Annotated in this window: 12 protein-coding genes; 3 read left to right on the plus strand and 9 right to left on the minus strand. The window is 70.3% G+C overall.

Features of this window, described 5'->3' with window-relative positions:
* Positions 1-3: 3 nt before the first annotated feature.
* The 4 genes from VPH46_RS14400 to VPH46_RS14415 all read right to left on the minus strand — a co-directional run bounded on the left by VPH46_RS14400 (position 4) and on the right by VPH46_RS14415 (position 5,254).
* Positions 4-1,308: a cation:proton antiporter gene (locus tag VPH46_RS14400; RefSeq protein ID WP_416612277.1), complete on the minus strand. Its 1,305-nt coding sequence runs from the start codon at positions 1,306-1,308 to the stop codon at positions 4-6.
* 152 nt (positions 1,309-1,460) lie between these two features.
* Positions 1,461-1,844: a YdbL family protein gene (locus tag VPH46_RS14405; RefSeq protein ID WP_416612279.1), complete on the minus strand. Its 384-nt coding sequence runs from the start codon at positions 1,842-1,844 to the stop codon at positions 1,461-1,463.
* On the minus strand, positions 1,844-2,029 hold the full coding sequence (locus VPH46_RS14410) for a YnbE family lipoprotein (protein WP_241211690.1): 186 nt from the start codon (positions 2,027-2,029) through the stop codon (positions 1,844-1,846). Before VPH46_RS14410 ends, VPH46_RS14405 begins: the two co-directional genes overlap by 1 nt.
* A gap of 21 nt (positions 2,030-2,050) precedes the next feature.
* On the minus strand, positions 2,051-5,254 hold the full coding sequence (locus VPH46_RS14415; protein ID WP_416612281.1) for a YdbH domain-containing protein: 3,204 nt from the start codon (positions 5,252-5,254) through the stop codon (positions 2,051-2,053).
* 92 nt (positions 5,255-5,346) lie between these two features.
* Between VPH46_RS14415 and radC the strand changes: the two genes are divergently transcribed.
* A complete protein-coding gene (radC, locus tag VPH46_RS14420; protein ID WP_416612283.1) occupies positions 5,347-6,045 on the plus strand; it encodes a RadC family protein in 699 nt (232 codons plus the stop codon).
* A 385-nt stretch (positions 6,046-6,430) separates the two neighbouring features.
* Here the strand turns inward: radC and VPH46_RS14425 are convergent, their stop codons facing one another.
* Positions 6,431-6,889: a hypothetical protein gene (locus tag VPH46_RS14425; protein ID WP_416612285.1), complete on the minus strand. Its 459-nt coding sequence runs from the start codon at positions 6,887-6,889 to the stop codon at positions 6,431-6,433.
* Positions 6,890-7,095: 206 nt separating this feature from the next.
* Here VPH46_RS14425 and purB point away from each other — a divergent pair, with 206 nt between their 5' ends.
* Both purB and VPH46_RS14435 read left to right on the plus strand, forming a co-directional pair.
* Positions 7,096-8,412, plus strand: coding sequence for an adenylosuccinate lyase (purB, locus tag VPH46_RS14430; RefSeq protein WP_416612287.1), 1,317 nt, complete (start codon positions 7,096-7,098; stop codon positions 8,410-8,412).
* 106 nt (positions 8,413-8,518) lie between these two features.
* Positions 8,519-10,693 carry a putative bifunctional diguanylate cyclase/phosphodiesterase gene (locus VPH46_RS14435; protein WP_416612289.1) on the plus strand — a complete coding sequence of 725 codons (2,175 nt, stop codon included), beginning with the start codon at positions 8,519-8,521 and terminating at the stop codon, positions 10,691-10,693.
* Positions 10,694-10,702: 9 nt separating this feature from the next.
* On the opposite strand, the gene VPH46_RS14440 is transcribed toward VPH46_RS14435, so the two are convergent.
* The 4 genes from VPH46_RS14440 to VPH46_RS14455 all read right to left on the minus strand — a co-directional run bounded on the left by VPH46_RS14440 (position 10,703) and on the right by VPH46_RS14455 (position 12,388).
* The gene (locus VPH46_RS14440) at positions 10,703-10,942 is read right to left on the minus strand and encodes a CBU_0592 family membrane protein (RefSeq protein WP_416612291.1); all 240 of its coding nucleotides are present in this window, start codon (positions 10,940-10,942) and stop codon (positions 10,703-10,705) included.
* Between the two features lie 88 nt (positions 10,943-11,030).
* Positions 11,031-11,297, minus strand: coding sequence for a hypothetical protein (locus VPH46_RS14445; RefSeq protein WP_416612293.1), 267 nt, complete (start codon positions 11,295-11,297; stop codon positions 11,031-11,033).
* A complete protein-coding gene (locus tag VPH46_RS14450; RefSeq protein WP_132882603.1) occupies positions 11,287-11,499 on the minus strand; it encodes a toxin-antitoxin system HicB family antitoxin in 213 nt (70 codons plus the stop codon). Before VPH46_RS14450 ends, VPH46_RS14445 begins: the two co-directional genes overlap by 11 nt.
* Before the next feature lies 1 nt (position 11,500).
* Entirely contained in the window at positions 11,501-12,388 is an 888-nt protein-coding gene (locus VPH46_RS14455) for an SPFH domain-containing protein (RefSeq protein WP_416612295.1), read from the minus strand.
* Positions 12,389-12,404: the final 16 nt, after the last annotated feature.

Below are 12,404 nucleotides of genomic sequence, written 5' to 3' on the forward strand. Positions count from 1 at the left end.
GGGTTAGCGCGCGGCGACCGCCTCGCGCGCGCTGATCCCCTCCTCCTCCGACAGCGTGCCGAGCGCACCGGTGCTGCGGGCGCGGCGGCCATAGACCAGCTCGAACAGCGGCGACGCCATCAGCGTCGTCAGGATCGCCATCAGCACCAGGATCGAGAACAGCGCCGGGCCGATGATCCCGCGCTGCAGTCCGATGTTGATGATGATGAGCTCCATCAGCCCGCGCGCGTTCATCAGCGCACCGATACCGAGCGCGGTCGGATTGTCCTGCCCGGTCAGCCGCGCCGCCGCCCAGCAGGCGCCGCCCTTGGCCAGTACCGACGCGGCCAGGATCGCGAGCGTGACGCCCAGCAGCCCCAGGTTGTCGACCAGAGTCAGCTGGGTGTTGAGGCCGGAAAAGGCGAAGAACATCGGCAGGAGCAGCACCACCGTCACCGGCTCCAGCTGGCGGCGCAGCCCCTCGGCAAACACCCCGCGCGGCATGACCACGCCCAGCAGGAAGCCGCCGAACACCGCGTGCATCCCCACCGCGTCCATCGCGAAGGCGGCGCCCAGGAACAGCATCAGCGCGATCGCGAGATCACCCTGCGCAATCCCGCCGCGCGCTTCCGCCCGGCGGCCGAGCGGTGCCAGCAGCCGCGGCCCGAGGCCCAGCACCACCACGGCGAAGAGGATCGCGCCGCCGATCGCCTTCACCGCCACCATCGGCCCGTCGCCAAAGGTCGCGAGCACCACCGCCAGCACCGTCCAGGCACCCGCATCGTCGATCGCACCGGCCGACAGTGAAAGCGTGCCGAGCGGCGTGCCCGAAAGCCCGCGCTCGTGGATGATGCGCGCCAGCATCGGAAAGGCGGTGATGGCGATGCACGCGCCCATGAACAGCGTCGCCTGCATCTGCGTGACGCTGGGCGTGAACAGTCCAGGGACGCCGATCAGCCAGGGCGTGATCGCCACCGCCACCAGGAACGGGGCCGCCATGCCGGACAGCGACACCGCGGCCGCACTGCCGGCATTGCTGCGGAAGTGATCGGCGCGGAAGCCCAGCCCGACCAGGAACATGTAGAGCCCGACGCCCAGCTGCGCGCCGGCGTAGAGGATGCCGCGCGCCTCCTTGGGGAACAGCATCGCCTGGAGATCGGGCGCGAGCAGGCCGAACAGCGACGGGCCCAGGATGACCCCCGCGATCATCTCCCCCACGACCTGCGGCTGTCCCAGGTAGCGCCGGGCAAGCCAGCCCACGCCGCGGGAGACCGCGACGATCGCGAACAATTGCAAAAAGAAGATCACACTCAGCTGCGCCGGTGCCATTTCGCCCCTCCCCCCATTCGGCCGCAGTTTCGGCCGGTGCCTTGGCGGCACAGCGCGAAATCTACGCCTCGGAGCGGCGGTCGACAATGGGGCGCAGACGCCCGGGCGCGGCCGGTCCGCCGCCGTTCCCGCGGAAACGGCGGCTCAGGCAATCAGACGCAGCGCGGGTCGCGCTCCGGCGCGCCGGCCCCGCGGGTCTTCCAGCTGCCGTCCGGGCCCTTGTACTTCTCGCCCGGCCGGGTCTTGGCGATCAGGTTGCAGCCGGACACGAAGGCGAACTGCTCCACGGTCGCGCCGTTGCTGGCGCCGCGGGTATAGGCGGCCTTGCGCTTGATGTTGATGCTGTTGACCAGCGCGCGCAGCTCCGGCGTGGCACTGCCGACGATCCCGAGATAGCCGTCGGGCTGCTCGCCGACCTGCCCCGCCTCGCGCGCGGCTTCATAGGCCGGGTCGCGCTGCGCCCAGGCAGCGCCCGCCATGCCGGTGACCGCCACCGCCGCTGCGGCCGCGAACACGATCTTCATTCCCTTGCGCATCAGAAAATCCCCGGGTTCTGCTGGATCAGGCTCTTCGCCTCGCCATCCAGACGGTACACCACTTCCTGCGTGATGTTGATGTTCAGGTTGATCTCGATCGGCTTGTCCGGTGCGCTCACGTTCACGCACCCGCCCGTCGCCGCTACGGTCGCGACGCCGAGCGCCGCCGCCATCCACCTATGCATCTGCACGCCTCATCGTGTTGTTCATGGTCTATCGTCGCTTTCCGGGGGCTGAACGGGCGGGGTCGCCCCCGTCGGTGCCGACGGCTGCTGCGCGGGCGCCCCGCCCTGCTGCTCCTGCGCTTCCATCAGCGCGGGCAGGTTGCGCTCGATCAGCCGGCCCGGATCATAATAGCTTTGCACCGAATCGATCAGCTGGCGGAAAGGCGCCTTGATCCGAACGTTGAAGACGAGCGGCAGCCGCGCGAGTCGCCGGATCAGGAAGTTGGAGCTGGTGCCCTCGCCCTGGCTCACGCCGGCAAAGCGGATCGCGGTGATCATCTCGCCCGCCAGCGGCCCGTTCATCTCCAGCGTGAGGTTGCGATAATCGAGGCTCTTCAGCGCCTGGAACGCCAGATTGCCCCAGAAGCCGACGTCCTCCTTGGTCACTTCGCCCACATAGGCGATGTTGCCGCCGCCTTCGCGCGCCACCAGCCGCCCGCCCTCGATGCGGCCGCCGCGCTGGTCGAAGATCATCGGCAGCACGCCGTCGAAGGTACCGCTGGCGCTGAGATTCTTGAACTCGAACTCCTGGAGGAACAGGCCCGCATCCACCCCCGTCACACGGAAGGTCATGCGCCGGTCCTTCTGCGGCGAGAAGTCGAGCACGGTCGGCTCCAGCACCATCTCGCCGCCCGCAAGCGGCCAGCGCCCGCCCTCGATCTGGATGCGCTGCTCCGGGATCAACCGATAGCGCAGCTGCCCGTCCTTGAACGGGATGCCCGGATTGGCCTCGCCGATGGTGAGCAGCTGGTTCGGCGCCGTCACCAGCCCCAGGAGGTCGGTGAAGTGGACCTCGCCCGAAATGCCGGTCGCGGGGCCGAACGCCGCCGCAAGCTCGGCGTCTTCGGTGCGGAACGTGCCGGTGCTGGTCACGCCCTGCCCGTTCCAGGCGATGTGCCCGTCGCCCGACACGACGGCCTTCACATCGGCGATCACGCCGAAGGTGAGCGGCGTCAGCTCCTCGGGCTGGAAATCGTCGCCAAAGGCGATGCCCGGCACCTTGAGGTCGGCGGTGCCGGCCCCCGTCCCGAGCTCGTGCGTGATCGCGACCGTCGCCACCGTCACCTGCTTGGCGGGATGCTTGAGCGTGCCGGTCGCGGCGATGGTGTTGCCCGCGAGGGTGAGCGCGACATCGTCGCTCGCCATCGTCTCGAACCGGCGCTGCTCGCCGGTCTGGGTGTCGTCCAGCTTCAGCCCGCCGGCGAGCTTCAGCACGCCGCCGGCAAAGCGCCAGTCGCCCGCCGCGCCCGACAGCAGCAGCGGCACGTTGGCGATCTGCCCGGCCGCGTCCGCAAAGCGCCCGCCGACGCCGCCGCCCGCGATCCGCCCCTCCAGCCGACCCGCGTCGATCCGGGTCACCCGCTCCGGCGCCCCCAGCCGGCTCTCCACGCCGTCGAGCGCGAAGTCGAGGCGGGCGAGGTCCAGCCGCCCGCCGCGCATCGCCAGTGTTAACGGCGTGCCGCCCAGCCGTCCGTCAAGTCGCGTCGCACCCAGCCGCGCGCCGCCGCCCAACCCGGCGCGGTTCACCGCCACCAGCGCCCTGCCGGTGGGACAGAGCCGCAGCCGCGCAGGGTTCAGCACCAGCGAGGACACGGCCAGCCGCTGCCACGCGACGGTCGTGCAGTCCGGGTTCACCGCCACCGCGGCACCCCCGTCCCAGCGCCCCGACAGCGGCACCACCAGCCCGTCGACGCGGCCGTCCGCCAGCGGTCCGCTCAGCGTCGCCTGGGTGTCGAAGCGGGTGCTGCCATCGCGTGCGCGGGTGAAGCGCACGGGGGTGAGCGCCAGCCGCGCGCCGCCCGCCGCATAGGGCCGCACGATCGCCGCGCCGGTGACGCCGCCGCCCGGCTGCGCCTGCGCCAGCTGGATCGCCGCCTCCGGCAAGCCGCCGCCGCCGATCGTCAGCGTGCCGTTGAGCGATGCCCTGCCGTCCGGCCAGCCATAGGCGACGCCCTCGGCGCCCGAGAGCACGACCTGCGCGCCGCTCGCGGCCTGTCCCGACAGTCGCCGCACCACGACCCGCCCGCCCTTGGCGCCGTTGGTGGCGTCCAGTTCTGCGCCCGCGTCGAATCGCCGGCCGGCGGCAACGCCTGCCTTGGCGATTGCCGCCATCAGCGGCCCGACCGGCGATCCCGCCCCGGCCGTGCCCAGCCCTGCGACCTGCCGCAGCACCGCCGCCGGCAACGCGGCCCCGCGCACCCGCGCGCTGCCCTGGAACGCCTGCTCCGCCCCGATCCGGTAGCGGCCGTCGATCGCCAGCGCCTCGCCGCCGATCCCGGCCGCGGCGAACGCGCCGCTCTCCAGCGCCGCGCTGCCCTGCGTGTCGCGCGCGCTGCCGGTGAAATCGAGCCGGCCCTTCACGCCGCGCACTCGGGCGCCGGCGCCCGCCACTGCGGTGGCGGCAAGCTCGGCGCGCCCCTGCCAGCGATCGAGCCGCTCGCCGAGCGTCAGGTCGATGCGAGTGGCAAGCCCCGTCAGGCGCGTGTCGCCGCACGCAAGCGATCCGGCCCGTACCGGCCCTTCAATCGTCGGCCGCGCGTCGGCGATCCGGATCGCGACGGCCGCGCGCAGCTGCCCGGCCGTGCAGGCATCGCCGATTCCCAGCCGATCGGAGACCGCGGCGAGGTTGCCCGAAAACCCGTCGTTGAGCCGGCCGCTGCCGGTGAGCTTCAGCCCCACCACGCCGCCCGGCGTCTCCAGCCGCATGCGCGCGTCGCCGATCTGCGCGTCGAGTTCGGGCAGTGCGAACGGCTTGCCCGAAGGGGCCGGCATCAGCTTGTCGATCGCGCCCAGCGACACCGTGCCGTCCACCAGCCGCCCGCGCAGATGCACCCGCCCCACCCGCACGCCGATCACCTCGGGCCCGCGCAGCGTCATGCGCGTGCGCAGCTCCGCCCAGTCGGCGACGAGGTCCGGGTTGCGGGGGTCGCCGATCACCACGTCGGTCAGCCGCTGGCGACCGAAGCTCAGGTCGGAAATCTTGTAGCGGGCGGGCACGCCCCGGTCGGCAAGCGCGCGGCGAACGAAGCTGTCGGCGATCGGCCGGCGGTTGAACCACAGCGCGACCAGCGCCAGCAGCAGGACGAGCGCCACCGCCAGCGCCGCGCGCCTGCGACGCGACCAGCGCCGCCGCCCGGGCAGGTCATCCGGCGTGTCGATCGTCCCAGGCGTCACGCGGATTGCCACTCTCCCATCGCCAGCGATCGTTACGGCCCCCTCCGGATGGGTCAAGCACCACGATTGCACCCGGCGTCTGCACCGCCTAGCCTCAACGCGCCATGAACGCATCCGCCCCGCCTGGGCCCAGCACCGACGGCACCGGCCACCGCGCACGCCTGCGCGGCCGGCTGCTCGACGACGGCGGGGAAGCGCTGCTCGACCATGAGCTGATCGAGTATCTGCTCGCCCTGGCGATCCCGCGCCGCGACACCAAGCCGCTCGCCAAGGCGCTGCTGCACGAGTTCGGCGGGTTGGGCGGGCTGTTGTCGGCCGATCCCCGCGCCATCGCCCGCGTGCCCGGCATGGGCGACACCGCCGTCGCCGCGCTCAAGATCGCCCATGCGTCGGCGATCCGCATGCTGCGCGGCGAGATGGCGGCGCGGCCGGTGCTGTCCAACTGGCAGGCGGTGCTCGACTATCTGCACGCCGAAATGGCCTATCACAGCATCGAGCGGGTGCGCGTCCTGCACCTCAACGTCCGCAACATGCTGATCCGCGACGAACTGGTGGCGGAGGGCTCGATCGACCAGGCGCCGATCTATGCGCGCGAAGTGATCCGCCGCGCGATCGAGCTCGGCTCGGCGGCGATCATCCTGGTCCACAACCATCCCAGCGGCGACGTGACCCCCAGCCGCGCCGACATCGACCTCACCCGCATCGTGATGCAGGCGGCCAAGCACCTCGACATCGCCGTGCACGACCACATCGTCGTCGGCACCCAAGGCCATACCAGCCTGCGCGCCAAGGGGCTGATGTAGGGACGGCGGGGTTCCCGCAGGTGAAGTCACGAGAAGCGCACGCGTCGCGTACCCACGCCAGATCACCGCAACTGGGCCCCGGCCTCCGCCGGGGTACGAATAAGGCACAAGGGTAGGAAGTCGGCGCGGGTGGGCGCGTCTGATCGGCAAACCATCCCGTACCCCGGCGAAGGCCGGGGTCCAGCTGGGGGGCGTCTCAGCAGGGGCGCGGACCGTTCACCCTGCTTCCGGCAAATCTGGCGCTCCGGTCCGAATACCGACGCTCCACACCCACGGCAAAGCGCCCACTCAACAACGCAAACGGCCGCCGGACAGACGTCCGGCGGCCGGCACCGGCCCAGGGGAAGGAGGCCGGAATGGGGTGCTTGGGTCACCCGGCGCGGGGTCAGCCCGCCGCGCTGGTCAGGAAGCTCGTCAGCTCCGCCTTGGTCACCGACTTCGACTTGTCGGTGTCCGCCTGCGCAAAGGCCTGGGTGATCCAGGTCTTCATCTGCGGGCTGTCGGCGGTGGCGCCGGGCTCCGTCGCCGAGCGCAGCGAGGCCATCCAGGCACCGAACTGCGTCTGCGTCAGCGTCTCCTTGCCGCCCGAATATTTGGGGAAATCCTGCTCGACCACCTGTGCGATCTGCGACGGGGTGGCGGCCGCAGACGACTGCGCATCCGGCGCCGATTGCGGCGCTGCCTGCGTCGTGCCCGGAGTGGTCGCCGTCGGGGGCAAGCTTTGCGGCTGCGCACCCGGCGTCCCCATCCCTGCGGACGGACTTCCCGGTGTGGTCTGGCCGGTCTGCGCCAGTGCAGGCGCAGCAACCGTCATCGCACCGATCAGAAGAATCTGCTTCAACATCTTCAGCCTCCATTTCCGATGTTTGCGCGCACCGACACAGTGTCGGCGCAGCGCTTCTGGCTGTGAGAAGAATATAGGCATTAATTCTTGGTTTTCACCACTAGCCGGTCATCATTTAGACGACATCTTGTCGGCTTTTCCGCTCGACTCGGGGGCAAAGCGTTGGCATTCGGCGGCCAACCGAAACTCCAGACAGGCAGACCCGCATGGTTCCCCGCTACGCCCGCCCAGAGATGACCGCGATCTGGTCGCCCGAGACCCGCTTCGCCATCTGGTTCGAGATCGAGGCCCACGCCACCGATGCGCTCGCCGAACTGGGCGTGGTGCCCAAGGAAGCTGCCGAAAAGATCTGGGCGGCGCACGAAGCCGCCGGCCCGTTCGACATCGCCCGCATCGATGCGATCGAGGCGGAGACCAAGCACGACGTCATCGCCTTCCTGACCCATGTGTCGGAACGCACCGGCCCCGAAGCGCGCTTCCTGCACCAGGGCATGACCTCGTCCGACGTGCTCGACACCTGCCTGGCGGTCCAACTCGCCCGCGCGTCCGACATCCTCCTCGCCGATCTCGACCGGCTGCTCGAGGTGCTCAAGCGCCGCGCCTATGAGCACAAGCTCACGCCCACGATCGGCCGCAGCCACGGCATCCATGCCGAGCCGGTGACCTTCGGCCTCAAGATGGCCGAGGCGTCCGCCGAGTTCGCGCGCAACCGCGCCCGCCTGGTGGCGGCGCGCGCGGACGTGGCAACCTGCGCGATCTCCGGCGCGGTCGGCACCTTCGCCAACATCGACCCGCGGGTCGAAGCCTATGTCGCGGACAAGCTCGGCCTCTCGGTGGAGCCCGTCTCGACCCAGGTGATCCCGCGCGATCGCCACGCGATGTTCTTTGCGACGCTGGGCGTCATCGCCTCCTCGATCGAGCGGCTCGCGACCGAGGTCCGCCACCTCCAGCGCACCGAAGTGCTCGAGGCCGAGGAGTATTTCTCGCCCGGTCAGAAGGGTTCGTCGGCGATGCCGCACAAGCGCAACCCGGTGCTGACCGAGAACCTGACCGGCCTCGCCCGCATGGTCCGCAGCGCCACCATCCCGGCGATGGAGAACGTGGCACTCTGGCACGAGCGCGACATCTCGCACTCCTCGGTCGAGCGCTACATCGGCCCGGACGCGACGATCACGCTCGACTTCGCACTCGCACGCCTCACCGGCGTCATGGACAAGCTGCTCGTCTATCCGACGCGGATGCAGAAGAACCTCGACCGCATGGGCGGGCTGGTCCACTCGCAGCGCGTGCTGCTGGCGCTGACGCAAGCGGGCGTGAGCCGCGAGGACGCCTATCGCCTCGTCCAGCGCAACGCGATGAAGGTGTGGGGATCGGACGGCGCGCTGTCGCTGCTCGACCTGCTCAAGGCCGATCCCGAAGTCACCGCCGCGCTTTCGCCGGAGGAGATCGATGCGCGCTTCGACCTCGACTATCACTTCAAGAACGTCGATACGATCTTCGCCCGCGTCTTCGGCGAGGCGTGATGCGCGCTGCCCGGCTGCGTTTCGCGCGGCCGGGCACGCAGCGTGGCTAACGGAACCTTAGCCTTTTGAACCGTATAACGGTCTCCCAACGTCGGCCGGAGACCGCATGCGCCTGCCCCCGCTCCTGTGGAATGAGGAAGAACGCCTCGCGGCGCTCGCCGAATATGACGCGCTTGGGCCCGACGTGGACCTCGGGCTGGACGAGATCACCCGGCTGGCATCGCGCGTCTTCGGCACCGCGAGCGCCGCCGTCTCCTTCGTCGCCGACGACCGGCAGGTGTTCCAGGCGGCCGTCGGCACCGACATCTCCACGACCCCGCGCGAAATTTCCTTCTGCGCGCATGCGCTCGCCGATGAGGCGGAACTGGTCGTGCTCGATGCGAGCACCGACGCTCGCTTCGCCGACAATCCGCTGGTGACCGACACGCCCTTCATCCGCTTCTATGCAGGGGCGCCGCTGCGCACGCGGGAAGGCTATGGCATCGGCACGCTGTGCCTGATCGACCCGCGCCCCCGCAGCCGCTTCACCGATGCGGATCGCGCCAACCTCTCGGCGCTTGCCGCGATCGTCATGAACCGGCTCGAGGTGCGCCGCCTGGAGATCGCGCGCACCATCGGCCAGTCGCGCTTCCACAACATCGCCGCAACCACGCCCGACGCGATCGTGGTCGCCGACCATCATGGCCGCATCAGCTTCTGGAACGCAGGGGCTGAAGCCATGTTCGGCTTCACTGCCGAGGAGGCCGAGGGGCAGGACATCGACATCATCGTGCCGCCCAAGGCGCGGGGACTGCACGACGGTGGCCTCATGCGTGCCGCCCACGGCGGCACCACCAAGCTGATCGGGCGCAAGGTCGAACTGGTCGCGCTGCACAAGGACGGCCGCGAGTTCCCGATCGAACTCTCCCTGTCGATGTGGTCGGAGGGCCCGCATGCGGCGTTCGGATCGATCATGCGCGACCTGACGGAGCGGCGCGCGGCCGAGGACCGGCTGTTCCACATGGCGCATTTCGATCCCCTGACCGAGCTTCCCAACCGCGCCGCGCTGCTCGACCGCACCTCGGCCTTGGTCGCGCGCGACGAGCCCTTCGCGCTGCTGATGCTGGACCTGGACCAGTTCAAGGACGTGAACGACACGCTCGGCCATTCGTCCGGCGACGCGGTGCTCAAGACGATCGCCGCTCGCCTGCTCGACTGCGTCCGGCCGTTCGACACGGTCGCCCGGCTCGGGGGCGACGAGTTCGCGATCCTGCTGCCGGGCGCGGATCCGCGCGCCCATGCCACCACCATCGCCGATCGGCTGACGCAGGCGGTCTCGGCCCCGATCGCACTGGAGCGGCAGGACGTGCATGTCAGCGCCAGCGTGGGCGTCACCACCTATCCAGGCGACGGCACGGATGCGGAGGACCTGCTCTCCGCCGCCGACCTCGCCATGTACCAGGCCAAGAGCGAGGGGCGGCACTGCCAGCGCTTCTACACGCCCGCGCTGCGCAGCGCGGCCTTGCACCGCCGCGCGTTCGAGGGCGAGTTGCGCGACGCGCTCGACCAGGGCCAGTTCCGGCTCTTCTACCAGCCCCAGGTCCGGCTGGCCGACGGCGCCCTGCTCGGCGCGGAAGCGCTGCTGCGCTGGCAGCATCCCGAGCGTGGGCTGCTGACGCCCGACGCCTTCCTGCCCGCGCTGGAGTCCGGGCGTCTCGCGCATGACGTGGGCCATTGGGTGCTGGAGACGGCATGCCGCCAAGCCGCCCGCTGGCATGCGGGCGCCCCCGGCTTCGTGCTGGGCATCAACCTGTTCAGCGCGCAGTTCCGGGACGGCACGCTTGCCGAGCGCGTTCGCGCCGAGCTCGACCGCCATGGGCTTCCCCCCAGCGCCCTGGAGCTGGAGGTGACCGAGAACATCATCCTGCGGGAAGACGAGACCATGCTCGCCCCCCTGCGCGTGCTTCGCGACCAGGGGGTGGGCGTCGCGCTGGACGACTTCGGCACCGGCTATGCCTCGCTGAGCGTGCTGAAGCACTATCCGATCAGCCGCATCAAGATCGACCGCAGCTTCGTTCGCGACCTCGTCGACGACAAGGCCGATGCAGCGGTGGTCACCGCCTTGGCGTTCCTCGGCAGCATGCTCGGGATCGAGGTCATCGCCGAGGGTGTCGAGACCGAGGCGCAGCGCGACCTCCTCGCCCAGTGCGGCTGCACGGTCGCCCAGGGCTATCTCTACGGCCGCCCGATGCCGGTCGAGGCCTTCGACGCGCTGCTACCGTCCCCGACCCGCGCCGCCTGAGGACGGGGGTCAGGCCCGCCGGACGCGCAGCCCTGCGAGCGCGAGCAGGCCGATGCCCATCCAAATGGCATTGTTGAACACGCTCGGCAGCGCGCCGTGCGCCCAGCCGTTGATCGCCATGCCGAGCGCACCGGCGACGTTCATCAGCTGGTACGGCGCGCCGCGGGCATCCAGCCGGCCGGTCGACAGCAGCGCATAGGCGAGCAGGATCAGGAAGGATCCAGACCAGCCGACCACCTCGATCCACATCGCGCTTCCCCTCGCTGCCTCCAGCCCCCTCTCGGGCGGGGCGGCGGCACGGGCAAGCCCTTCCGGACGCGGGTGGTGCAAAGCCCGGCTATTCGTCGTCGCCGCCCCAGCGCCACCGCCACCCGCCGCGGGTGTGCGCGGCGGAGAGGGCGAGGACGGCGATCGTCAGCACGCCCACGAAGATGCCGAAGCCGATCGGATGCTTCGGCGCCACATAATGCGAGCCCAGCAGCAGCATCGCCAGATAGCCGCCCAGCAGCACCCATCCCTGCCATGCGATCGGCCAGCCGGCGCCATAGCCGAAGCGCTTGGGGGCGAACCAGACGTCGTCCTGCCCGCGTTGCTCATTCGCCATGATCGCTCTCCTTGGGGGGCCGGCCGCGGCGCACCGGCTGGGGATCGGCAAGCTTCACGCCCCGCTTCGCCAGCGCCTCGCGCAGCAGGCATTCGACCTGCGCGTTGACGCTGCGCAACTCGCCCGCCGCCGAGCGCTCGATCGCCGCATAGAGCGCGGGATCGAGGCGCAGGGGGAACGCCTTTTTCGGGGGCGCAGCCACGTTACTGGTACAGCGAGCCTGCGTTCACGACCGGCTGGGTGTCGCGCTCCGAACAGAGCACCACCATCAGGTTCGACACCATCGCCGCGCGGCGCTCGTCGTCGAGCTCGACCACGTTCTTCTCCGATAGCTGGGCGAGCGCGGTCTCGACCATCGAGACGGCACCCTCGACCAGCTTCTGCCGGGCCGCGATCACCGCCTCCGCCTGCTGGCGGCGGAGCATCGCCTGGGCGATCTCCTGCGCATAGGCGAGGTGGGTCAGCCGGCATTCGTCGACCTGCACGCCCGCGCTCGCCACCCGCTCCTGCAATTCGACGCGCAGCTCCTCGCTCACCACGTCGGCGTTGCCGCGCAGCGTCATCTCCTCATGGGTGAAGTCGTCGTACGGATAGCGCGATCCGATCGCGCGCACCGCGCTCTCGATCTGCACCATCACGAACGCCTTATAGTCGTCGACGTCGAACAGCGCCTGCGCGGTGTCGGCAACGCGCCACACGACGTTGGACGCGATCTCGATCGGGTTGCCGCGCAGGTCGTTCACCTTCAGCCGCTCGGACGTGATGTTGTGGATGCGCACCGAAATCTTGGACTTGGTGAGCCACGGCCAGTTCCAGCGCAGCCCGGTCGTGCGATCGGTGCCGCGATAGTCGCCGAACAGCAGGATCGCCGCCGCCTGGTTGGGCTGGAGCAGGTAGAAGCCGCAGGATACCAGCAGCAGCGCGACCCCCGCCACGCTCAGGAGCACGATGCCCCAGGGATGCACCGGCGCGTTGAGCGCCCCCACGGCGCCGAGCACGATCAGTCCGAGCCCCACCAGCAGCATCACGAAGCCGTTGTACGTCGTCGCCGGCCGCTCCAGGCTCTGCCGCACCACCCGATCCGATGCCATCTCCGCCTCCGTGTTA

This window comes from Sphingomonas sp. MJ1 (PH-R8) (genome assembly GCF_048058635.1).
Taxonomy (GTDB): domain Bacteria; phylum Pseudomonadota; class Alphaproteobacteria; order Sphingomonadales; family Sphingomonadaceae; genus Sphingomonas.